Genomic DNA, 22834 nt, shown 5'->3' on the forward strand with positions numbered 1-22834 from the left:
ACCGCTGCCCAAGGCCCGCCAGTCTCGCTGCCTTTGGTGCCAACGCAGCAGAGGCCCACCGCCCCCGAACCCCCACCGTTGACCGCCCTCCCGCACCACTACGCGGCAGCTGACGCCGCTACCTCCGGCCACCACCCACAGCCAAAGCGTTGAACGGGGACCCCAAACCCACCGCCGCCTTTGGTGCCAACGCTGCCTCGGTCATCCCCCACGGCAAGGACGTTGAACAGGGACCCCAGACATCCGCTGCCTTTGGTGCCACCGCAGCAAAGACCGGCCATCTCCCGACCCCGGGCGTTGGTCGCGACTCGAACCACCTCGCGGCAGCTGCCGACGCAGGAGCGAGCAACCACGCGCGAACAGCAAGCGCTGACCGCCCTCCCGGAGCCGGACCCACTCAGGGGAGCGAGCGCGGCGGGAGCCCCCACCCCGTGGAGGTCTCCCGCCGCACCTTCGCGGGCCCCGGCTCTCTTCCCCGACCGGGGCACGTCACGTCACGTCACCTCACGCGCCGTTTCGTTCCATCACGTCACGTCACGCATCATTTCGCCCCGTCACGTCACCTTGTTCCTCGTCTGGTCCCAGTTCGTTCCGTCCCAGCTCGGCCCGTCACAGTTCGTTCCGTCCCAGCTCGGCCCGTCACAGCGAGGCGCGCACCCTCTCCACGATCCTGGACACGGACACGCCGTAGCGGTCGTAGAGGGTGGGCAGCGCCCCCGCGTCCAGGAACTCGTCCGGCAGCCCGATGTGCTCCACCCGCCGGGCCACCCCGCGCTGGACCAGCACCGAGGCCACCGACTCGAACAGTCCGCCCACGACCGAGTGGTTCTCCAGCACGAACACCTTGCGGTCCCGCCCCACCTGCTCCAGGACCGCCTCCACGTCCAGCGGCTTGATGGTGGGCACGTGCAGGACCGCGACGCCGATCCGGTCGGCCTCCAGCTCCGCGGCGGCGCGCAGCGCGCGCTCGGTCATCATCCCCGAGGAGACGAACAGGACGTCGTCGCCGCCGCGCAGGAGCGCGGCCTTGCCCAGCCGGAACTCGTAGTCGTACTCGTCCAGCACCGTGGGCACCGCGCCGCGCAGGATACGGGTGTAGGTCGGCCCCTCGTGCGCGATCAACTGGGGAACCGCCTGCTCGATGTCCACCGAGTCGCACGGGTCCACGATCACCATCCCGGGGATGCCCCTCAGCAGGGCGACGTCCTCGGTCGCCTGGTGGCTGGGTCCGTAGCCGGTGGTCAGGCCGGGCAGCGCCGCGACGACGTTGACGTTGAGCCCCGGCTCGGCGATGTCCAGGCACAGGAAGTCGTAGGCGCGGCGGGTGGCGAAGACCGAGTAGGTGGAGGCGAAGGGCACGAAGCCCTCCATCGCCAGCCCGGCGGCGGCGCCCATCATCACCTGCTCGGCCATGCCCATCTGGTGGAAGCGGTCGGGCATGGCGTCGCGGAAGACGTGCATGTCGGTGTACTTGGCCAGGTCCGCCGACAGTCCCACGACGCGCTCGTCCTCGCGCGCGGCGCGCACCAGTGCGTGCCCCAGGGGCGCCTGGACGGTGCGCGCGCCCTCCTCCGCGATCGAGGCGATCATGGCGTCCGACGTCAGCCTTTTGCCACTGCCACTACTGCTGGTGTTGGTGCTGTTGGTGCTGTTGGTGCTGTTGGTGCTGTTGGCGCTGGTGGTGGTGGTGGTGGTGGTGGTGCTCATGCCGTGTACCCCTCGTATCCCTGGCGCAGCTGCTCGCGCGCGGTCTGCCACTCGTCCTCGGCCACCCGCATGAAGTGCAGCTTCTCCCTGCTCTCCAACATCGGCACCCCCGCGCCGATCCTGGTGTCGCACACCAGCGCGGTGGGCGAGCCGCGGTGCGCCCGCAGCTCGTCCAGGGCCGCGGCGACGGCGGCCACGTCGTTGCCGTCCACCCGCAGGGTGTGCCATCCGCTGACGCGCAGCTTCTCGTCGGCGGGCTCGGTGCCCATGACCTCCTGGGCGGGCCCGTCGGCCACCTGGCGGTTCATGTCCACGATCGCGGTGACGTTGTCCAGGCGGTGGTGGGCGGCGGCCTGCACCGCCTCCCACGTGGAGCCCTCGCTGAGCTCGCCGTCGGAGAGCAGGTCGTACACGCGGGCGGGGTTGCCCTTGCGGCGCAGTCCCAGCCCGACGCCCACCGCGATCCCCAGCCCGTGGCCCAGGGAGCCGCCGGAGATCTCCATCCCCGGGGTGTAGGTCGCCATGCCCGACATCGGCAGGCGCGAGTCGTCGGTGGCGTAGGTGGTCAGCTCCTCCTCGGGGATGATCCCCGCCTCGGCCAGGGCGGCGTACAGGGCGATGGCGTAGTGTCCGATGCTGAGCAGGCAGCGGTCGCGCCCCTCCCAGTCCGGCTCGTCGGGCCGCAGCCGCAGGTGGTCGGCGTACAGGGCGGCGAGCACGTCGGCGAACCCGAGGGCCTGGCCGATGTAGCCCTGCCCCTGGACCTGGGCCTGGGTGAGGGCGTTGAGCCGGATGCGGTAGGCGGCGGCGCGCAGCCGCTCCAGCCTGGCGGTGTCGACGCCGCCTCCGGGTCGGGTGGCGGTCTGGTTCATGCGGACCTTCCTCGGTGTGTGAAGGGTGTGGTTCGGGGGGCGGCGCGTCCCGTTCCGGGACGCGGGGCTCAGACCAGGGCCCACGTCAGGCCGACGAGGACGAACCCGCTCGTGCCCAAGGCCGTGACGAGCACGCTCCAGGTGCGCAGCGCGTCGCGCACCGACAGGCCCAGGTAGCGCGAGACGATCCAGAAGCCCGAGTCGTTGACGTGGGACAGGCAGATGGCGCCGCAGCCGATGGCGAGGTTGATCAGGGCGACCTCCAGGCCGCTGTACCCGCCCGAGGAGATGGCCTCGGCCAGGAGCCCGGAGGTGGTCAGCGCCGAGACGGTGGCCGAGCCCTGGGCCGCCCGCAGCAGTGCGGCCAGGCAGAAGGCCAGGAGCAACAGGGGCAGTCCCAGGCCGAGCATGCTCCCGGAGAGCACCTCGCCGATGCCGCTGGCGGTGAGCACCCCGGCGAACGCGCCGCCCGCGCCGGTCACGAACACGACCACCGCCGCCGGGGCGAGCGCGGCGTCCATGACCGAACCGACCGCGCGCATCGACCAGCCGCGGCGCACGCCCAGCAGGTACAGGGCCAGCAGGCAGCCGGTGAGCAGCGCGAAGGGCGGGGCCCCGACCATGCTCAGGAGGCGCAGGGACGCGGACCCCTCCTCCAGGAACAGTGCGGCGACGGTCTGGAGACCGATCATGAGGATGGGGACGGCGATGACCGTGATCACCGCGGCGGCGCTGGGCGGGCGCTGCGGCTCCACCCGGGGGCGGGCGGAGACCTTGGTCGCGCCGGAGGGTCCGGTGCCGTTCGCGTCGTCGGAGGGTCCCGCGTCGTTCGCGCCGCCGGTTCCGGGCTCACCGGTGTCGTGCTCGTACAGTTCCGCGGTGGAGGACAGCATGGCGTACGCGCGCCGGTTGAGCAGCTTCGCCGTGTAGTGGGCGACCACGCCCACCGGGAGGATGAGCGCGGCGCCCAGGAGGGTCACCAGGCCCATGTCGGCCCCGGTGAGCACGGAACTGCCGACGATGCCGGGGTGGGGCGGCAGCACCACGTGGATGAAGAGCATCAGCCCGGCGATGGGCAGGCCGATGCGCATGGGCGAGGACAGGCGGGCCGCCCGAGAGAAGGCGTAGATGATCGGGACCAGGACGATGAAGGCGACGTCGAAGAAGATCGGCACCGCGATCACCGAGGAGGCGATCAGCAGCGCCACGCCCACCCTGGCCGGGCCGAGCAGCGCGCTGAAGCGCTCGGAGAGCGCGTCCGCTCCGCCGGAGTGCTCGACGATGGCACCGAGCATCGCGCCCAGCCCCACCAGGAGGGCCACGTTGCCCAGGGTGCCGCCCAGCCCCTCCACGATGGTGGGCACCACGTCCTCGAAGGGCATGCCCGTGGCCAGGGCGGTGCCGACGCTGACCAGCAGGAGCGCGACGAAGGCGGGGACGTTGAAGCGGATGATGAGGACGAGTAGCGCGCCGATCGCCCCCAGGGCGATCAGTGCGAGTACGAGGGCGTCCATGGCTCGGGTTCTCTCTGTCGTGGCGGCACGGGTCCCCGCGCACCTCCCCCGAAGGCGTGTTCCGGGCATGGTGAGCGGACCGTCGGCGCCGCGCGGGGACGGGGGGTGGTGAGGGGGAGGGCACGGACCCGGCGGGGCCCGGCGGGGTCAGTCCCGGTAGACCCGGATGACCTGGGAGTCGTCGTGGTCGATCAGACCGGCCTCGGCGGCCCTGGTGTAGGCGTCGCGGGCGGCCAGGAGGAGTGGGGCGGAGAACCCGGCCGCCTCGGCGGTGTCGGCGACCAGCCCGGAGTCCTTGACGAAGATGCCGATGGTGCTGGTGATCTCGTCGGGGCCGTCCGGCAGCATGCGCGGACCGCGGTCGCCGAGCATCCAGGAGCCTCCGGCGCCGCCGCCGACGGCCTCCAGCACGTCGGCGGGGTCGAGTCCGAGGCGTTCGGCCAGGGCCAGGGACTCGGCCGCGGCCGCGATGTGTACCGAGCACAGGAGCTGGTTGACGACCTTGTAGGACTGTCCGCGCCCGGCCTGGTCGCCGCAGTCGCGCACCGTGCCCATCGCCTCCAGCACGGGCCTGCACCGTTCGAGGGCCCCGGGGTCGCCGGAGGCGAACAGGGTCAGGGCCGCGCGGCGGGCCCCGGCCACCCCTCCGGTGACCGGCACGTCCAGCAGCCGCACCCCGCGCTCGCGGGCGCGGTCGGCGGCCTCGCGCACGGGGCCGGGTCCGACGGTGCTCATGACCACGAGCACCGAGTCGGCGCGCATGGCCTCCAGGGCACCGCCCGGGGCGGTGACCGCGGCGCGCAGCTGGTCGGGGGTGGCGACCATGACGATGACGACGTCGGCCTCACCGATGCCCGCGGTGTCGGGCTGGGTGCGCAAGCCCTGGACCCGGGCCTCCTCGCGGCGGTGCGGCGAGGGGTCCACGCCGACCACGGTGTGCCCGGCCGCGGCGACCTGGAGGGCCATGGGCAGGCCGATGGCGCCGACGCCGACGAACATCACGGCCGTTTTCGGGCATGGCTGTGGAACTGGTGTGGTGTCCATGTGTCTTCCTTCTCCCCCGCGGGGGGGTGTTTCGGGCCGGTCGGTGTCCGTGAACGCAGGGGCCGGAGGGGGACGCGCTCCCCGTTCGCCGCAGGTCAGGGCCCCAGGCGTCACACCGAAAGCATGTCTGTGGGTCCCTCAGCGCCCGTCGGCGGGCGCGGCGCCCTCGGTGATGCGGCGCCACAGGGTGAAGTGCTCCACCATCGCGGCCGCGGCGGCGCTGCGGTCGTGCGCCTCGACGGCGTCGACGATGGGCGTGTGGACGGTGTCCGTCCTGCGGGGCCCCGCGGCGTCGCCCTCGGCGGCGCGGGCCTCGATGTCCAGGGCCAGGGCACGCTTGTGGGCGAGGACGTCCTTGAGCGCCAGGCTCATGCCGTCGACGAAGAACTCGATCACCGGGTTGTCGGCGATCTGGAACAGCTTCTTGTGGAAGGCGTAGTCGGCCTCGTGCCCGGCCTCGGCGTCACCCGCGGCGGTGGCCCGGACCATGTCCTGGACGTGGCCGCGCAGCACGCGCACGTCCTCCTCGTCGGCCCGGTCGGCGGCCTCCTGGACCACGGCGACCTCCATCATCTCCCGGGCGCGTTCGACGCTGGCGTCGTCGATGTGGCCGAACTTGGACATGAGGCCGAACAGGAACTGGACGAAGGAGGCGTCGGGCTTGGTGAAGAACGTCCCCGCCCCCTGGGTGCGGCGCACCATGCCGAGCATCTCCAGGCTGCCGAGGTTCTCCCGGACCGTGGCCCGGCTCGTGCCCAGCCGCTCGGCCAGCTCCCGCTCCGTCATCAGGCGCGACTCGGTACCGGCGGCCTTGGCCTCCGGCGCCAGCGCCTCGACCAGGGCGTCGAAGTTCGTGTCCACCACACCTCCTGATTGGCCTGACCAATGTGAGAGAGCGTACAAGTCGCAGGTCGCGGGCGTCAATGGATTGGTAAGGCCAATATTTCCGCCGCGTGAAGGCCCGGTGTCGGCGCGACGCACAGCGCGGCGGACGGCCCCGCGCCACCTCCGCGGGACCGTCCGCCGCACCTTCGCGAGCCCGGCCCACACCTGTTGGACCCCACCGGCGTCACATCAGGTACAGGAACACCGTCAGCACCAGACCGGCGATGGCGACCACCCACGTGTAGGGCAGCGTCGAGAGCATCGACCGCTCCGGGCGCACCCCCGCGTACTGTGCGCTCCACACCGTCTGCGTGCTGGTGGGGTCCGACACCCCCAGCACCTGGCCGTAGGAGGCCATCAGTCCCAGCACCGCCGGAGCCGGGTAGATGCCGCCGGAGATGAGCACCCCGGCCACACCCGCGCCCAGACCGAAGATGTTCATCGGCCCCCGGTACAGGGCCAGCGGCACCAGCACGGCGAAGACCAGCACGAACAGCCACGGGTTGCTCGGGCTGATCGCGGTCACCACCGGGGTGAGCGCCGAGACGGCCCCGGGCAGGTTCACCGCCGCCAGCAGCATGCCGATCGCGATGAACAGCACGATGGGCGGCGCGGCCACGTCGAAGGCCTGGTAGAGCGTGCGCAGCGCGGTGGAGGACATCTCGCGCCAGGGCACGGCCGTCAGCAGCGCGAAGACCACACCGGCCAGCAGCGAGGGCACGATGGGCACGTGCAGCCCCAGCGCCAGCACGATGGGCACCAGCGGCGTGACCAGCGCGTACCAGGGCGCGTCCCCGCGCCGCCTGCGCCGCTCGGCGGCCCGCTGACGGCGGCTCGGCGGCGTTGTCCCGGCACCCCCGGAACCGGTTCCCCCGGCTCCGGCCCCGGCCGGGACCCGCACCGCCCAGGTGTGCCGGGCGCCCTTGCGGCGCATCTCGATGAGGATGTAGGCCAGTCCGCCCACCAGCGCGATCGGGAACAGGCGCAGCTGGAAGTGCTGGACGGTGGAGACCGGCACCCCGATGGCGTCGGACAGGAACTGCCAGTTGATCAGCTCCAGCGGCAGCCCGGCGGCGATGCCCACCAGCACGGTCCCGGCCGCGACGGTGGGGGTGACCCCGACCGCGATCATCGCGGGGATGCCCACCACACCGGCGAGCATGGCCGCGGGCGCCGACCCGGTGATGCTGCCGCACAGGATCGCGACGACGAAGACGCCGACGGCGACCAGCGAGGGGCGCTCACCGCCGAACTCCACGATCTTGCGCACGAGGGTGGAGGCGATCCCCGCCTCGGACATCAGCGTGCCCAGCCAACTGCCCAGGAGGATGGCGATCATGGTCGCGGCCAGGCGCGGGGCGCCCTCCTGGATGACCGTCCCGGTGACACTGCCCTCCTCCCCCATGAGCGGAGCACCCGCGATGAGCGCGATCGCGACGGAGAGCAGGACGAGGGCGAAGGCGGTGGGCAGGCGGCGCGTCAGCATCAGGCCGACGCCCACCGCCATGGCGAGGAGGATTGCGAAGGCGGTCACGGGCGTTCTCCGGGGGAGGTTCGCGGGGCGGGCCGGTCGTGGCCCGCGCCCCGGTGGGCAAGGGTGGCGGCGATGGCCGCGGTGAGCGCGATCGGGCTGCGGCGCAGCCCCGCGCGGCGGCGGGCGTAGGCGTGCGCGGCGATCTCGTCGGCACCGACCACGTGGCCGCGCAGGCACAGCGGCCCCAGACGCACCAGGACGTGGTCGAGTTCGCGCCGCAGCGCGCGGCCACGCCCGGCGTGCAGCATCCGGTGGGCGTGCTCGTGGGCCAGCGCGGTCTCGCGCAGGGCCGCGCGGGTGAGGTCGCGGCCCCACCCGGCGTCGCGGGCCACGCGGTGGGCGTGGTCGAGGGCGTCGGTGTAGACGACCACCCGGTCTCCGGAGGCGCGGTGCAGGTACTCGGCGAGCAGGACCTCGCCCGGGCGCAGCCCGCCGGTGGCCCGCTCCTCCACACGCACGGCGCTCGTGGCACCTCCCCTGGCCCCTCTGCTGCCCACCGTCCCAGCAGGCCCGGAAGGCCCAGCGGCCCCAGGGTCCCCGGCCGCTCCGGCATTCCCGGCGCGCACGGCGTCCTCATCGGCCATGCGCTCGCCGAAACGCAGCGCCGTGGCGGCCCAGGACAGCAGCAGGTCGCGGTCGCGTCCCTCGTGGGTGGCGGTCAGGGCGAGCAGGTCGGCGGCCAGTTCCCCGTCGGAGGCGGCGCCGATGCGCGCGTACTCCTGCGCGAGGTCGGCGTGGACCGCGCGCGGCGGCGTGTGCGCGCTCACCGCCGCTTCTCCATGACCGCGATGACCGTCTCGTCGGGGGCACGCCTGGCGATCTCCGCCGAGGCCAGCGCGACCAGGTGCCCCGGGTCCAGCACCCCCGACAGGTCGGCGAACTTGGGCCCCAGCAGCAGCCACACCGCCGGGGGCAGCGCCCCGCCGTCACCGTAGGCGGTGCGCTCGGCCACCAGGTCCTTGAGCCGCCCCTCGGCCTCGGCGGCCACCAGCGTGTCCACCTGGGCGTCGGCGCTGTGCAGGCGCACCACCCCTTCCGCGTCCACCACCCGAACATGGGTGCGTTCGCGGGCGAAGCGCCCCAGCGGACCCCCGGGCCTGCGCACCAGCCCGAACACCCGGTACTGGCCGTTGGCCGCGTACTCGGTCAGCCCGGCCGGTTCGGCGCCCAGACTGGCCGCCGCGGCGGCGCGCGCCTGGACCTCGGCGTCCGCGGTAGCGGTGCGGTCCTTGGTGCGCAGCTCGGTGGCGCCCGTGGCCACGGCCGCCACCAGGTTGCGCTGGGGGTCGACGGTGACGTCCACCTCGATCCCCGCCGGGTCGGCGCCCTGGCGCAGCACCGCCTGCTCGGCCTCGGCGCGCACCGCGAGCACGTCGGCGTGGGTGGCGCCGGGGATGATGCGCTCCACCGACTCGCGCACCAGCGCCAGCGCCACGCCCAGGGGGCTGATGACCTCGCTGTGCGCGGCGATGCGCGCGTCCAGCCCGGTGCGCTGGCCCAGGTAGGGGGTGACGGTGGCCGCGCCGCCGCCCCCGCCGACCAGGGCGCACACCTGCCGGTCCAGCCCGTAGTCGCCCACCATCTCGTCCACGACCGCGGCCACGCGCTCGGTGGCCTTGTGCAGCACCGCGCGGGCGGCCTCCTCCACCTCCACGCCCAGGGCCCGGGCCAGCGGGGTGAGGGCGGCGCGGGCCGCACGGGCGTCGGCGCGGGCGTAGTCGCGCTCGGGGACGAGCCCGGCGGCGTTGGCCGCGCAGGTCACGGTCAGGGCGAAGCGCCGCCCGCCGCTCTCCAGGACGGCGTAATCGCCCGGGTCGGAGGCCATGGGGCTGATCCGGACCAGGCGGGCGCCCTCCAGCTCGGCCGGATCGGCGAAGCAGGCGTAGGGCAGCCCGGCGATGTGGGCGCTGCGCGGCCCCACGTCGGCCAGACCCGCCCGGCCGGGGCCCTCTCCCCCGCCGACCCGGATGAGGGAGCCCCCGCCGATGCCGACGGTGCGCACGTCCAGCGCCGACAGGTAGGTCTCCTTGCCGCCCAGGCGGGCGTGGCGGATCTGCACCCGCCCGCGCCGGATGACGCTGATGTCGGTGGAGGTGCCGCCGGTCTCCAGGAACACGCCCTCGCTGACCTTCTCGCCCATCAGGGCGCCCGCCACCCCCGCGGCGGGGCCGGAGAGCACGGTGAGCAGGGGCCGGTGGCGCATCTCGGGCAGCGACATCACGCCGCCGTCGCAGCGCATGACCATGAGCGGGGCGGTGACCCCGGCCTTGTGGATGCTGCGCTCGACCAGGTCGGCGGTCTGGAGCATCCGGGGCATGACCCCGGCGTTGAGCGCCGCGGTGCGGGCGCGCTTGCCCAGGCCGTAGAGCTGGGTGATCTCGTGGGTGGCCGTCACCGGAACCCCGCGGGCGCGGGCGGCCTCCAGCACGGCCAGTTCACCGCGGGGGTCGTCCACACTGAAGGGTTCGACGGCGACGACGACCTCGGCTCCCTCGGCGACCACCTGGTCGACGCTGGCCAGGGCCGCGTCCTGCCGGTCGGGTTCGCGCAGCGCGGCGTAGCGCACGGGCAGCGGGTGCCCCGAGTCCAGTCTGAGCTTGCCCAGGGAGCGCAGCCTGCGGGTGGCGAAGGCGTCGTAGCCGCTGCCGACGCCGACGATGCCGATGGTGGCCACGTCGCCCTCCAGCAGGGCGTTGGTGGCCTGGGTGGTGCCGTGGGCGAGAAAGCCCACGTCCTCGGCGCGCACGCCGATGTCGCCGAGCAGGCGTTCCAGCGCGGTCATGATGCCGTGGGCCACGCCGTCGGCGTGGTCGTGGCTGGTGGGCACCTTGACCTGGCCCAGCAGGGCGTAGGTGGTGGCGCTGACGGCCACGGCGTCGGTGAAGGTCCCGCCGACGTCGATGCCGATGCGCACGGGACCGGGACTGGAACCGGGGCCCGGGGACGGGGTTGGGGTCGCGTCGCTCATGGTCACCCCTTCTGTGGGGAGTCGGGCGGTGGGGAGTGGGGTGGTGCGGGTTAGGGCTGTGCGGGGTCGGGGCGGACGGCCGGGCCGAAGCGAAGCGGAGGCCCGCAGGGGCAGAGCCGCCCGCCCCCGGCGCGGAAAGGGTCAGTAGCCGCGCACGTCGGGCCAGTGCCGCTCGACGCCGGTGCGGTCCAGCAGGGAGGTGAAGGCCTCCAGCAGTTCGTCCTTGGCACGCACGGCGTGCGGCGTGGTGCCGTGCGCCAGGGCGAAGGCGGCCAGCCGCCCGGCCACCTCGCCGATGTTCCACTCCACCGGGTGCAGCCGGAAGCAGCCGTTGGTGATGTGGGTGGTGCCGATGTTCTTGGCGGCGGGCAGCAGGTTGGTCTCCCGCCCGGGCAGCAGGGCGCCCAGCGGGATCTCGAACGGGACGCTGGCCACGTCCACGTAGTTGTCGCCGCCCGTGGAGGGGTGCAGGTCGATGCGGTAGCTGCCCACGCCCACCGAGTCGTGGCGGCGCACGATGCCGTGCGGGCCCAGCAGGTCCAGGGACACGTCGTGCTCGGTGACCGTGGTGACCGCCCGGACGCGCCGGGACTCGCGCACGTAGGCGGCCTTGGCCAGGCCCATCTCCGCGCCGGTGACGTCGGGCCGGGGCTTGAGCCCGGGGAAGCCGGTGCCGCCGTCGGCGCGGGGCGCCTCGGTCTGGAGCCAGTACAGCACCGACAGCGACAGCTGGCGGGCCTCCTCGTGCGCCTCGCGGACGGTCCGGGCGTCCACCAGCCCCTCGATCTCCAGGGCGGGCTTGAGCCAGTAGTCGTTGAGCGGCCAGTTGGCCAGGGTGATGTCGGAGTCGAAGGCGCCGGGCAGGTGCATGCGCCGGGCCAGGATGCGCCGAAAACCCCACAGCTCCTTGTCACCCGCGTCCGCGCTCTGGTCGGCGGCCACCGCGAGCGGGTCGGTGTCGGGGTTGGGCACGAAGGTGCGCGCCACCGGCTCCAGGGTCCGCGGGTCGGGGGCCGAGAAGCCCAGCAGCGGCCCCGGCCAGAACTCGGGCGTGTAGGAGCGCCAGAAGTCGTACATCGCCGGGCGCTCGATGGTGTGGTCCTCGCCGTCGTGGTGCGACATGGCGAAGCAGTAGGTGATGCCCTGGAGGTTGGCCGGGTCGGCCACCTCGGGGGCGTGCGGCTCACCGTGCTCGGAGCGGGCCTCGGCGCCGGTGACGTGGTCCAGACCCGCCATCGGCAGCAGGTCGCCGTTCTCGGTGGCGTCCAGGACGTAGGCGGCGCCCACGGTGTGGCGGCGCCCCCGCTCGTCCTCCAGCTCCACCGCGCTCACCCGGTCGCCGTCGGTGTGCGCGGCCACCGGCCGGTGGCGCAGCAGGACGGTCAGGCGCCCGGCCGCGCGGTGCGGGCCCACCATCTCCTCCAGCACCGCCAGGGCCACACGGGGCTCGTGGCACAGCTTGCTGACCCGGCCCGCGCCGGGGTTGAGGGTGAGCGAGGAGGCGGCCTCGGACCGCAGCGGGTAGGCGCGGCGGTAGTGGTCACGGATGCCCTCGCGCAGGCGCCGGTAGGACGCGGTGGAGCCGAAGCGCTCGATCCACGGGTTCTCGTCGGGCGGCACCGCCTGCGCGGTGAGCTGCCCGCCGATCCAGTCGGTCTCCTCGGTCAGCACCACGCGGCGGCCGGAGTCGGCGGCGGCCAGGGCCGCGGCCACGCCGCCCAGTCCCCCGCCGACGACGAGGATCTCTGTGCTGGTCTCGGTCATGAGGGCCTTTCTCAGGTGTGTCGTGTCCGGGGCGCGGCGACGGTGCCGCCCTCCACCGGCTCGCAGGGCAGCAGGCGCCGGGGGGTCTCCCCGTGGGCGCCCGCGATCAGTTCCAGCAGCAGACGGACCGCGTCGCGGCCCATCGCGCGCAGGGGCACGTCGAAGCCGCCGTAGGCCGCGCCGCCGCCCGGGGCGCGGCCCCGGGTCCCGGTCGGCGCGCCCAGCAGGGCCAGGGACAGCTCGTCCGGGCAGCGCAGACCGGCCCGGTCCACCGCGGCGGCCAGGCCGTCCAGGGCGGCGCCGGTGTCGGTCTGCTCGACCACGACGGCGGTCACGCCCTCCTCCAGCCAGCGCCGCAGCAGCTCGTCCAGGTCCGAGCCGTCGGTGCGCACCACCAGGCGCGCGGTGTCGATCCCGGCCGCGCGGGCGCCGCGTAGCACGCCTTCCTCGCGGTCGGTCGAGGCCGGGGCCTGGTCGTGCTCGCGCAGGTAGCGCAGCTCGCGGTGGCCCAGACCCGCCAGGCGCGCCACCACCTGGGCCGAGGCCGAGACGTAGTCGGCTCCCACGTAGGGCACGCCGGGCTCGTCGCGGCGGCCGATGTAGACGAAGGGGAAGCCGTCCTCGGCCAGGCGCCGGATGGGCTCGTCGGGCACGTGGCGGCCGAAGAACAGGCAGCCGTCGGCCACCCGCACCCGCCGCACCGCGGCCGGGTCGTCGGCGCTGGCGGCGGCGCGCGCGGACCCGGTGAACAGGATGAGGTCCTGGCCCTGGGCCGCGGCCTCCTCCTCCACCCCGACCAGGACCGGGTAGTAGGAGTGCGCCACGTCGGTGGGGAAGGTGGTGCTGAAGGTGTACAGCCCCAGCATCGCGTTGCTGGCCGAGGCCAGCCGGGTGGCGACCGGATCGGGCACGTAGCCCAGCTCCTCTGCGGCGTCGAGCACCCGCTGGCGGGTCTCACGGGCCAGGGACATCCCGGTGGGGGTGCCCCTCAACACCAGCGAGACCGTGGCCTGGGAGACCCCGGCCACCCGCGCGATGTCGGACTGGCGGGGGCGTCGCCGCGACCCGGCCCTCCTGGCTTCCGTCACCTGTTTCTCCTCTTGCGTGCCGTGTTAATGCGCATTAGTTGACGACTGTGAGCCGCACCACGGCAGATGTCAAGAGGATGACGGACGGATTTCCATCCCGGGACAGGATCTTTCGTTAATACGTATTAGAACCTTGACCGGCGCATCGATGCTGGTGAAGACTCTGGGGCCTCGGAGCCTCCCCCCGACCCGCTCCGGAAGGGAACCGTCATGTCCGACGACGCTCACCCCCGCCCCCTCACCTCCCCCGACCGCCGCACGCTCCTGCGGGGCGCCGGAGCGGCCGCGGCGGGCGCCCTGCTGGCCCCGGGACTGCTGCCCCCGGCCCCGGCGGGCGCCGCGACCGCGACCCCGGCCACCACCGCCAGCGGCGCCGCGGCGGCCGACGTCCTGCCGACCTACCGGTTCCTGCGCGAGGCGCTCGACACCGCCGAACTGGACTACAACCCCACCGGGGAGCTGATCTTCCCCTGCCTGCGCGGAACCGTGGGCCGCCTGCCCGACGCGCCCGGCCGCTTCCTGCTCTACTACGCCCCGCACGAGAGGCCCGGCGGCATCTGCCTGGCCTACGCCGACAGCCCCGACGGGCCCTTCACCGAGTACCCGAACAACCCCGTCGTGGCCAACGTGTGGAACCCGCACTACGACGTCAGCCACGTCTCCTCGCCGCACGTGATGTGGAACTCCGAACACCGCGAGATGTGGCTGTACTTCCACGGGGAGAACACCACGACACGGCTGGCCCGCTCACGCGACGGCGTCGGCTTCACCTACGAGGGCGAGGTACTGACCACGGCGATGGTGCCGGGCACCACCGAGGCCTCCTACGCGCGCGTCTTCGAGTACCGGCTGCCCGACCGGGGCGCGCGCTACGTGATGGTCTTCATGCGCAACGACCCCAGCAACCACCGCTCCATCGGGTGGGGATGGTCGGCGGACGGGATCACGTTCGACTTCGACCCCGACCCGCTCGTGGACCACGCCGAGGTGGGGGTGTCGGACCTGTCGGGCCCGCACGTGGTCGAGCGCGGGGGCAGCACCTACGTCGCCTACCACACCAACCTGGGCGACATCCGCCTGACCGAGGTGGGGCGCGACTTCGGCCTGCGCCGCCACCTGGGCACGGTGCACACCCCCATGGCCGGACCGCCGGACTCGGGCCGCAGCGCGGCGCCCTCCTTCGGCTCCGACGGAGGCGTGCAGTACATGTTCTACGAGGCCGGTCACCGGCTCGGGGCGACCATCGCCATCGCCCGCGCCGACTGAGCCGGGGTTCCGCGCGGCCGGAGCCGCCCGGCACCCCCGCTGGAGGCCGCGGCCGTTCTCCGCCTCGCGACGCCGAGACGACCTCCCCTCAGCCGGGCGTCGCGGTGCGCCCGGCTGACAGGGGAACGGGAGTCAGGCCTTGCGGGCCACGCCGCAGTACTCGGCCACCGGACGCGTCCCGCCCACCTCGGTGGGGACCGGACGCCACAGGGAGCAGGAGACCACGCCCGGCTCCAGCAGTTCCAGCCCGTCGAAGAGCCCGCTGATCCGCTCGGCCGTGCGGATGGTGAGCTTGGGGGTGCCACGCTCGTTCCAGGCCGCGGCCACCTGGTGGGCGCGTTCGCGGTCGATGTCGTCGGTGGGGTGGGACAGGACCAGGAAACTGCCCGGGGCCAGGGCCTCCAGGAGCCGGTCCAGGATCGCGCGGACCTCGGCGTCGTCGGCGACGAAGTTGACCACGCCCAGCAGCATCAGCGCCACCGGCCGCTCCAGGTCCAGGGTCCGGGAGGCCTCCCGCAGGATGGCCCGCGGGTCGCGCAGGTCGGCGTCGACGTAGTCGGTGGCCCCCTGGTCGCTGCCGGTGAGCAGGGCGCGGGCGTGGGTCAGCACCAGCGGGTCGTTGTCGACGTAGACGACCTTCGCGTCGGGCGCCACCGACTGGGCCACCTCGTGGGTGTTGTCGTGGGTGGGAAGCCCGGTACCGATGTCCAGGAACTGCCGGACGCCCTCCTCGCGCGCCAGGTGGGTCACGGCGCGGACGAGGAAGCCACGGTCGGCGACCGCGTTGTCCACGATCTCGGGGAAGAAGGAGCGGATCTGCTCGCCCATCTCCCGGTCCACCGGGTAGTTGTCCCTGCCGCCCAGCCAGTAGTTCCAGATCCGGGCGTTGTGGGGGACGGAGGTGTCGATCCGAGGGGTGGAAGCCTCAGGGGTCTCAGGGGGCACGGGCCTGCCTTCTACGCTCGTCCTGGGGAGAAAAGGTGCGTACCCGGACAAGTAAAGGGCTCCCGGGACCCACCGGCAAGTTCCCCGGGACGTGTCCCCCGACGACGATGGCACCGGACCGCCAAGGCTTCCCTAAGCAACCAGACGGCTGTCGGCCCCGCCCGCCGAAAAGCACTCGTGCCCCGGTCCCCCAACGGATAGCGTGCCGGACAGCACCCCGACGACCGCACCCGAGCACCACCCAGCACCCAGCACCCAGAAGAACGGAGCCGCAGGTGAAGCACTCCAGCCCCGAGTTCGCGCGGATCGCGCACGAGGGAACCGTCCTGCGGTGCCAGGTGGGCTCCGAGGTCCACGGCCTCGCCCTGACCGGCCAGGCCGACCGCGACGAGATGGGCATCTGCGTCGAACCGCCCGAGTACGTCATCGGCCTGCGCCCCTTCGAGCAGTACATCCACCACACCCGACCCGAACACACCCGCTCCGGCCCCGGCGACCTGGACCTGACCGTCTACTCCCTGCGCAAGTGGACGCGCCTGGCCCTGGACGGCAACCCCACCGTCCTACTGCCCCTGTTCGTCCCCCCGAGCGAGATCGTCACCATCACCCCCGCCGGACACGACCTGCGCGCCAACGCCGCACGGTTCCTCTCCCGCCGGGCGGGCCTGCGCTTCCTGGGCTACCTGCGCGCCCAACGCGACCGCATGGAGGGAATCCGCGGCGGCAAGCACACCAACCGCCCCGAACTCGTCGACCGGCACGGCTTCGACACCAAGTTCGCCTACCACATGGTCCGCCTCGGTATCCAGGGCGTGGAACTGATGGAGACCGGCCGCATCGCCCTGCCCATGCCCGAACCCGAACGGACCTGGCTGCTCGAACTGCGCCGCGGCGAACACAGCCGCGACGAGGCCCTGGGGCGGGCGCGCGAACTGGAACAGCGCCTGACCGAGCTGTGCCGGACCTGCGACCTGCCCGCCGAACCCGACCACTCCTGGGCCGACCGCTGGCTGGTCCAGACCTACCAGCGGGCCTGGACCGAACGCTGACCCGCCCCGGGAACCGGCCGCCACCGCCCGGCCCCGCGACCGTGGCCACGACCACGCTGGTCACAGCGGCCACCCGGCGCGGCCCCGGCACGGGACCGGGATAGGGTGATCCCCCGAAGAGGTAGGCGCCGCTCCCGGCTCCTCCGGGCGCTCCCTGCGCGGCGGGCGCCGCGCACGGCGCCCGGAAACAACGAACACTAAGGAAACACCATGGTCGGAACCATCGCCTTCGTGCTCATGGTCGTGGGCCTGACGATGATGCTCGCCACCGGGCTCATCGCGGCCGTGATCAAGACCCGCTAGGGCAGCACGACCCGGCTCGGTGACGGGTGCGTCCACACGGCCGCACCCGTCAGACCGTTTCCCGGCCCCCGCCGGGGCTCGCCGGAACCCGGCCGCCCACAGCCCCGAAAAGCACTTTCGACCCCCGCCCCCGAACCGCTACCGTGAGCCTCGCAAGCGACGTGTAGCTCAACAGCAGAGCACCCGGCTCGGGACTCCCCCGCGGCGGCCTGTTCCGCCACGTCGGCTGACGACCGGACCACGGCACGTTGACCTCCCCCCACCGGAGCACCCGCTCAGGACCGGGAGCACACGGGCCGACCGGACAGCGTGTGGCTCGAACAGTGAGAGCGCCCGGCTTCGGTCCGGGAGGGTGCGGGGGCAGGTCCCGCCACGCTGGCATGGACGACACCACCCCCCTGCGCGCCGACCGGGGCTACGCCGCCGGACGGCTGGCCGAGGAGCTCACCACCGCCCTCACCCACCAGGACGCCCGCGTCCGCGAGGCCGCGCGCGCACGCGTCGACTCCTGGGAACGGGTCGTCACCGGTATGCGGGACGGCACCCTCACCATCGGCTCCCGCACCCCCGTCAAGGACCTGCCCGCCTGGGTCACCCCCGAGGTCGTCCACGGCGGCTTCGCCACCGGCCTGCCCGCCGCGGGCGGCCCCCTGCGCCCCCACGAACAGGAACTCGCCCGACGCCACGGCCTGCCCGCCCGGCGCGCCGCCCTCCACGCCCACCACCTCACCGAACAGGGCCTGACCGAACTCAACACCCTGCTCGACAGCGGCGAGTACGAACTGGACCTGCCCGAGCAGGCCGCCCCGCTCGCCGCCGCCTGGCTGCTGCGCAACGGCGACACCGAGGGCGCCCTGCGCCTGCTCGCCACCGTCGAACCCCTCGCCGACACCCTGTGCCTCACCCCCCGACCGGCGCCCCGCCAGGACCTGCCCGCCCACACGGTCTTCCGCCAGAGCGTCGGCGACGCGCGCCACGCCCTGGCCGAACGCGCCGCCCGCGACCCGGCCACCAGCCGGCCCCGGGCACAGCAGGAGGCCCTGGCCGTGTGGAACCCCTTCGCCGACCGGGTCCTCACCCACTGGCTGGAGACCGTCCGCGACGGCCGGACCGACGCCCACCGCCCCACGGGCTGGACCCGCCGCGGCGCCGCCCTGCTCACCGAGTACGAGCACCTGGCCGCCGAGCACACCCTGTGCACCAAGCACCGCAAGCCCAAGGAGAACCTCGCGATCCTGCTCGCCGCACTGCGCGAGGCGGTCGCCGAACCCGACGCGGAACTCACCCCCCGCCGCCGCGGCCTGCTCCGCCACGCCGTGGACTCCATGGTGGCCAAGCGCGGCCTGCCCGGTTCCGACCGGCACACCGCCCTGCGCGCCGGACAGGCCGAGCACGCCGCCCGCCCCACCCACGACGTGCTCGCCGCGCTGCTGGCGGCCCGGCTCGCCCCGCTCCCCCAGACCTTCGGCACCCCGCACATGGCGCAGCTGCTCACCCCCGCCTCCGCCGAGGAGGCCCGCGAGCGCGCCGTGCCCGAGGGCTGGCCCATCCCCGGGGCCCTGGGCGACGTCGCCCGCAGGGCCACCGCCGCTCCCCTGGACGACCTGGTGGAACTCGGCGTGGTGCCCTCCGCCGAGGTGATGGCCGAGATCGTGCCCGCCCTGACCGCGGAGGCCGAGGCCGCCTCCGCCTCGGACCCCGCGCTGGCCCGGCTGGTCGCCGCCCACCACCGGGCGTTCAGCCGCAGGCGCTCCCTGCTCCTGCTCAACCTGGAGAGCCAGGTCCGCGCGGACGAACTGCCCTGGACGCGGGCGCTGCTGGCACACCGCTCCGACCCCGAGGCGCGCCGCGAGGCGGTGGCCGAGCTGCTGCCCGCGCTGGGCGCCTCCGTGCTCACGCACTTCCCCGGCACGATCGTGCCCAACCCGATGGTGAGCCAGCTGGCCGCCCTGTCCCGCTCCGCGGACCTGCGCCTGCCGCTCGTGGAGGAACTGGCCGCCGACATCTTCATGGGCACGTTCGCCCGCAAGTTCACGCGCGCCGCCAAGGTGGCCGCCGCCCTGCTGGGCGAGGGCCTCTACACCCGGTACTACGGCATCGACCCCGCCCAGGTCCTGGGCCTGGAGGAGGAACCGCCCCGGCCCGGCGGCGGGGCCACGGCCTTCGACCGGCTGTGCCGCGAGCGCGCGGGCGACCCGCGCTGGGGCGTGGCGGGCAACGGCACGATCATCGAACAGGCGCAGATCCTCACCACGCACAACCTGGCCGTCCTGGTCGAGGCCGGGGCGCGGCCCGCGTGCGGGTGGGCGGAACTGGCCCGGCGCGCCCACGCCCTGACCGTGCGGACCGTGGAGAGCCTGCCCCGGGTGTCCCCGCCCATGCCCCACGTCAAGAACGCGGCCTTCGCCTGGCGGCAGACGGTGTTCTTCCTGTCCCTGTGCACCGAGCCCGAACAGCGCGAGGTGACGGCGTGGATGGAGGGGCTCGCCCCCGACCAGCCCCACCACACGCGCGAACGTCTGGAGCCTGTACTGGCCGGACTGCGCCAGGTGGTGGAGGGCGACCCCCTGGAGGAGACCGGGGTTCCCACCGGAAGGCGCCGCTTCCTGGGCTGGGCGGCCAGGCGGCACTGGATGCTCCAGATCGCCCCGCGGGCCCTGCACGGCGCGAGGCGCCCGTGAGACCGGCCCGCTGACAGCACGAACTGACCGGTGCGGGGCATCCGTCCACGCTGCCCCGCACCGGCGGTACGGGCGCACCCGTACGGGTCCATTTTACGGACTCCGACGGAAGGAGGACCAGCGGTCCGGGAAACTCCTGCGGTGTTCGGCTCCCCGAAGCGGGGCCGATCCGGATGCGCGCGGGGCGGAGGGCGTGCGATCACCGCCCCCCTTCTTCTGGTTCGTGGCAACTGGTACCGAAGATCGTTTTCATTCGCGTCTTTGTCTCTTTTCCCCTTTGTTATGACATAGAGGATCCCTACCTTTATCTTGTAGATTCGTAGTTGCCGAAACCCGTGCCGACCCAGCCGGGCACGGCGCTCCGCCGCTCGGACGCACCGCGGACCTGGGGCCGACCCGGGCCGCCTGGCAGGTGTGCACGCGGCCCGGTCGGCCGTGGTCCGTTCGGGTTCGCAGGGGAAGGTCGGGGCTCGTTGGCACGGCTGGTGTGGACGCGGAAACCCCCGGGTACGGCCCTGGAGCCGCCACGGGGTTCCCGGGAGCGCTGGCGTCGGCTCCGTCTCCGACACGCTCCCCCCAGCCAGCCGCGCCGGTCCGGTGGGTGCCGCCAGCATCCAACGGCACGCCCCCGGTGGACAACCCCAGCGGCATCCTGGGGCACAGGTGTACACGTCCTTCCCTCGCGCGGACCGCTCCCCCAGGAAGGTTCAGGGCCGGTCGGACGCACCCGTGCGACGGCATGGCCGCAAGGGCTGCGCCCACCCCCGGCTTCCCCGTTCGCGGTGACCCCGCCCCCGCAATGCCCCGACGGCGGAAAGGCCGCGGACCGGTGAGGCACAGGGAGCGGATATTCCCGGCGCAAAGGACGGAAACCGGTGTTCCGCGAAGGGCGGGGCAGTCGTCCCACCCGCGCGCGGAGTACCTGTTCGCACAGGCCTCCCGGTTCACCGACCGGGTCGCACTCCGGCCACGCGGGAGTCGATCCAGGCACACAGGTCTTCCAGAGCGGCCTCGGTCCGCTCACGGTCCCCGGTCATGAGGAAGTCGGCCTCCAGTCCGGCGAAAGCGGCGTTGAGCATGGTGGCGTGCACGAGGGCCGCCTCCCAGTCCAGGCCGCGCGCGGCCAGACACGCCGCGACGAACTCCGCGCGCCTGCGGGCGAAGCCCGGCACCGGGCACGGAAGCCTGCCGCTGGCGGCCAAGCCCTCGATCTCACGGATCAGGCGGGTCGTGGCCACCTCGCCGAAGCCGAGGTTGCGCTCCCACGTGGAGCGGACGATGGCGCCGATCGGTACGGAGGGGTCCTCCCAGCCCGGGGTGGCGCGCAGGGCCTCGTGCTGCTGCTCGTCCAGCCGTTCCAGCACGGCGGCGACGAGGGCGTCCTTGTCCGCGAAGTGGTGGGTGAGCACACGCGTGCTCTGCCCGAGCCCCTCGGCCAGGGCCCGCAGCGAGAAGCTGCCGATGCCCGTGCGGGAGAGCTGGCCGATCACCGCGTCGACGACGTCCCGGCGACGGCGCGGGTCCGCGATTCGTGGCATGGCACCCCACCTCCGGAAGGCCACTTTGGCACACGGGTAAGGGAAACACTTGTTACCTTTATCCCATGAGTGGTTTCCAACGGCCTCCCCTGTGGCTCCTCGCCCTGGCACTGGCCGCCTTCGCGGTCCAGACGGACGGCTTCATCATCATCGGCGTGCTCCCGTCGATCGCCTCCGACGTGGACGTGTCGGAGGCCGCGGCCGGACAGCTCGTCACCGTCTACTCCCTCGTCTACGCGCTCACCGCACCCCTGTGGGCGGTCCTGTTCGCCCGGGTCTCCCGCAGGCGGGCCCTGTTCTGGGCCCTGGCCGTGTTCACGGCCGCCAACGTCGCCGTCCTGCTCGTCGACGGCTACCTCCCGCTCGTGGCTCTGCGGGTCGTGGCGGCGCTCGCCGCGGCGGTGGTCCTGCCCGCCTCCCTGGCGATCGCGAGCACACAGGCCCCGCCCGACCACAGGGGCCGATACCTGGCCACTGTCATGATGGGCCTGACCGGCGCCATCCTGATCGGCGTCCCCCTCGGGACGTGGACCGGCGCCCTGCTGGGCTGGCAGGCGACCTTCGTGTTCGGCGGGCTCCTGGGACTGGCCTCCCTCGCGCTCGCCACCCGTGCCCTGCCCGCAGGGTCGGACGGTAGGGCCTTCGCGCGCCTGACCGTGCCCGGCAGGTCGAGGACGGTGGCACGCAGGTGCGCGTGGCTCCCGACCAGGCAGACCGCGACCTCGCCGCTCCCCCCGTCCACGTCCACCACGTGGCGCGTACCGGACCAGTCGCGTACCCCGGCCATCCTCGGCGCCGAGGGTCTCCCAGAACGGGGCGCCGAACTCCTTCTCCCACGCCGGTCCGCCCGTGCGGACGGCGTGGAGCAGCCCGGGTACGGCGCGGTCTCCCGCACGGGCCCAGGCGTTGGTCTGGTCGAGGCAGGTCACCCTCGGCGTCGCCGAGCTCCTTCTCGATCTGCTTGATCGTCTCCTTCATCTTCACTGCCTTGGAACCGTAGACGGAGGCGACGGTCACCGCGGCGATGAATCCCAGGATCGTGACCCACGCGTACGTCGGCGTGGTTCCGGCCACGATGCAGTCGTGCTCGTACTCCGCTCTAAACCCAACGGTTCTTATTTTTCCTCGAGCCGACGGCGACCTGATGCGAGAGGAGCGCAAGAAAGGACCAGGACCTTCGAACAAAAGACCAAGGTCGAGTCCGGACATGAACATCCTGTCGGGCGCCCTGATTCCGGCATACCGGAAAAAGAGAGAGTTACCGCTTGGGATGGTGTTCGAAAGTCGTCTGCCAGTCCGCGGTGTCTTACGACAGGGCAACCTGGCTGTCCAGGTTTCCTCACGCGGAAGTGGTTGCATATTGAACGAACCCCAGGACGCAGTCGCACGGCAGCAACGTAGACAAGAGACGAAAACCACCCCTACACCCGAGATTCGCATGAAGGTGAATCGGAAGTCTTCTGATCTGACCAGACGCTCGTTCCCCTGAAATGGCGAAGAGCACCCGTTACACAAAGGGCGCCAAGGTGTGCAAGCTCGGGCCAGCGCTTGTTCGGTTCGACGGATCATGGCCCCTGGGCAGCACCCACCCGGACGGACGCCATCCGGGAAACGCCTGTTACACGGGACTTTTGGGGCATAGGTGGCGGGTTTCGGCGTTTCCCGGGTGCGGCGGT

General features: G+C 73.1%; 16 protein-coding genes and 1 tRNA gene. 5 read left to right on the forward strand and 12 right to left on the reverse strand.

The features are described from left to right. Positions 1-639: 639 nt before the first annotated feature. The 10 genes from ACSIH6_RS15290 to ACSIH6_RS15335 all read right to left on the reverse strand — a co-directional run bounded on the left by ACSIH6_RS15290 (position 640) and on the right by ACSIH6_RS15335 (position 13376). Positions 640-1707, reverse strand: coding sequence for a transketolase family protein (locus tag ACSIH6_RS15290; RefSeq protein ID WP_435108955.1), 1068 nt, complete (start codon positions 1705-1707; stop codon positions 640-642). After that, positions 1704-2579: a transketolase gene (locus ACSIH6_RS15295; protein ID WP_435108956.1), complete on the reverse strand. Its 876-nt coding sequence runs from the start codon at positions 2577-2579 to the stop codon at positions 1704-1706. Before ACSIH6_RS15295 ends, ACSIH6_RS15290 begins: the two co-directional genes overlap by 4 nt. A gap of 68 nt (positions 2580-2647) precedes the next feature. Continuing rightward, complete coding sequence (locus tag ACSIH6_RS15300; protein WP_435108957.1) at positions 2648-4093, reverse strand: GntT/GntP/DsdX family permease; 1446 nt, start codon at positions 4091-4093, stop codon at positions 2648-2650. Between the two features lie 147 nt (positions 4094-4240). Continuing rightward, positions 4241-5137, reverse strand: coding sequence for an NAD(P)-dependent oxidoreductase (locus tag ACSIH6_RS15305; RefSeq protein ID WP_435108958.1), 897 nt, complete (start codon positions 5135-5137; stop codon positions 4241-4243). Between the two features lie 138 nt (positions 5138-5275). Further along, the gene (locus ACSIH6_RS15310; RefSeq protein WP_435108959.1) at positions 5276-5998 is read right to left on the reverse strand and encodes a FadR/GntR family transcriptional regulator; all 723 of its coding nucleotides are present in this window, start codon (positions 5996-5998) and stop codon (positions 5276-5278) included. 208 nt (positions 5999-6206) lie between these two features. Next, positions 6207-7556 carry a transporter gene (locus ACSIH6_RS15315; protein ID WP_435108960.1) on the reverse strand — a complete coding sequence of 450 codons (1350 nt, stop codon included), beginning with the start codon at positions 7554-7556 and terminating at the stop codon, positions 6207-6209. After that, complete coding sequence (locus ACSIH6_RS15320) at positions 7553-8323, reverse strand: hypothetical protein (RefSeq protein ID WP_435108961.1); 771 nt, start codon at positions 8321-8323, stop codon at positions 7553-7555. Before ACSIH6_RS15320 ends, ACSIH6_RS15315 begins: the two co-directional genes overlap by 4 nt. Further along, on the reverse strand, positions 8320-10524 hold the full coding sequence (locus tag ACSIH6_RS15325; protein ID WP_435108962.1) for a hydantoinase/oxoprolinase family protein: 2205 nt from the start codon (positions 10522-10524) through the stop codon (positions 8320-8322). Before ACSIH6_RS15325 ends, ACSIH6_RS15320 begins: the two co-directional genes overlap by 4 nt. Before the next feature lie 141 nt (positions 10525-10665). Continuing rightward, the gene (locus ACSIH6_RS15330) at positions 10666-12288 is read right to left on the reverse strand and encodes an FAD-dependent oxidoreductase (RefSeq protein WP_435108963.1); all 1623 of its coding nucleotides are present in this window, start codon (positions 12286-12288) and stop codon (positions 10666-10668) included. A gap of 11 nt (positions 12289-12299) precedes the next feature. Continuing rightward, positions 12300-13376: a LacI family DNA-binding transcriptional regulator gene (locus tag ACSIH6_RS15335; protein ID WP_435108964.1), complete on the reverse strand. Its 1077-nt coding sequence runs from the start codon at positions 13374-13376 to the stop codon at positions 12300-12302. Positions 13377-13586: 210 nt separating this feature from the next. Between ACSIH6_RS15335 and ACSIH6_RS15340 the strand changes: the two genes are divergently transcribed. Next, a complete protein-coding gene (locus ACSIH6_RS15340; RefSeq protein WP_435108965.1) occupies positions 13587-14642 on the forward strand; it encodes a hypothetical protein in 1056 nt (351 codons plus the stop codon). A 132-nt stretch (positions 14643-14774) separates the two neighbouring features. Here ACSIH6_RS15340 and ACSIH6_RS15345 read toward each other — a convergent pair whose 3' ends face one another. After that, positions 14775-15587, reverse strand: a complete 813-nt coding sequence (locus ACSIH6_RS15345; RefSeq protein ID WP_435108966.1) for an SAM-dependent methyltransferase — start codon at positions 15585-15587, stop codon at positions 14775-14777. 275 nt (positions 15588-15862) lie between these two features. On the opposite strand from ACSIH6_RS15345, the gene ACSIH6_RS15350 reads away from it, so the two are divergent. The 3 genes from ACSIH6_RS15350 to ACSIH6_RS15360 all read left to right on the forward strand — a co-directional run bounded on the left by ACSIH6_RS15350 (position 15863) and on the right by ACSIH6_RS15360 (position 19620). Continuing rightward, entirely contained in the window at positions 15863-16636 is a 774-nt protein-coding gene (locus ACSIH6_RS15350; RefSeq protein ID WP_435108967.1) for a nucleotidyltransferase domain-containing protein, read from the forward strand. Positions 16637-17244: 608 nt separating this feature from the next. Further along, a tRNA-Arg gene (locus tag ACSIH6_RS15355) sits at positions 17245-17318 on the forward strand. A gap of 1 nt (position 17319) precedes the next feature. Next, positions 17320-19620: a transcriptional regulator gene (locus ACSIH6_RS15360; protein WP_435108968.1), complete on the forward strand. Its 2301-nt coding sequence runs from the start codon at positions 17320-17322 to the stop codon at positions 19618-19620. A 944-nt stretch (positions 19621-20564) separates the two neighbouring features. Here ACSIH6_RS15360 and ACSIH6_RS15365 read toward each other — a convergent pair. Beyond that, positions 20565-21158, reverse strand: coding sequence for a TetR/AcrR family transcriptional regulator (locus tag ACSIH6_RS15365; protein ID WP_435108969.1), 594 nt, complete (start codon positions 21156-21158; stop codon positions 20565-20567). Between the two features lie 65 nt (positions 21159-21223). Between ACSIH6_RS15365 and ACSIH6_RS15370 the strand changes: the two genes are divergently transcribed. Next, positions 21224-22123 (forward strand): MFS transporter, encoded by a 900-nt coding sequence (locus ACSIH6_RS15370; protein WP_435108970.1) that lies wholly within the window; start codon positions 21224-21226, stop codon positions 22121-22123. The last annotated feature ends 711 nt before the right edge of the window (positions 22124-22834 follow it).

Origin of the sequence: Nocardiopsis synnemataformans, from assembly GCF_965343085.1 — a bacterium.
GTDB lineage: Bacteria > Actinomycetota > Actinomycetes > Streptosporangiales > Streptosporangiaceae > Nocardiopsis > Nocardiopsis alborubida.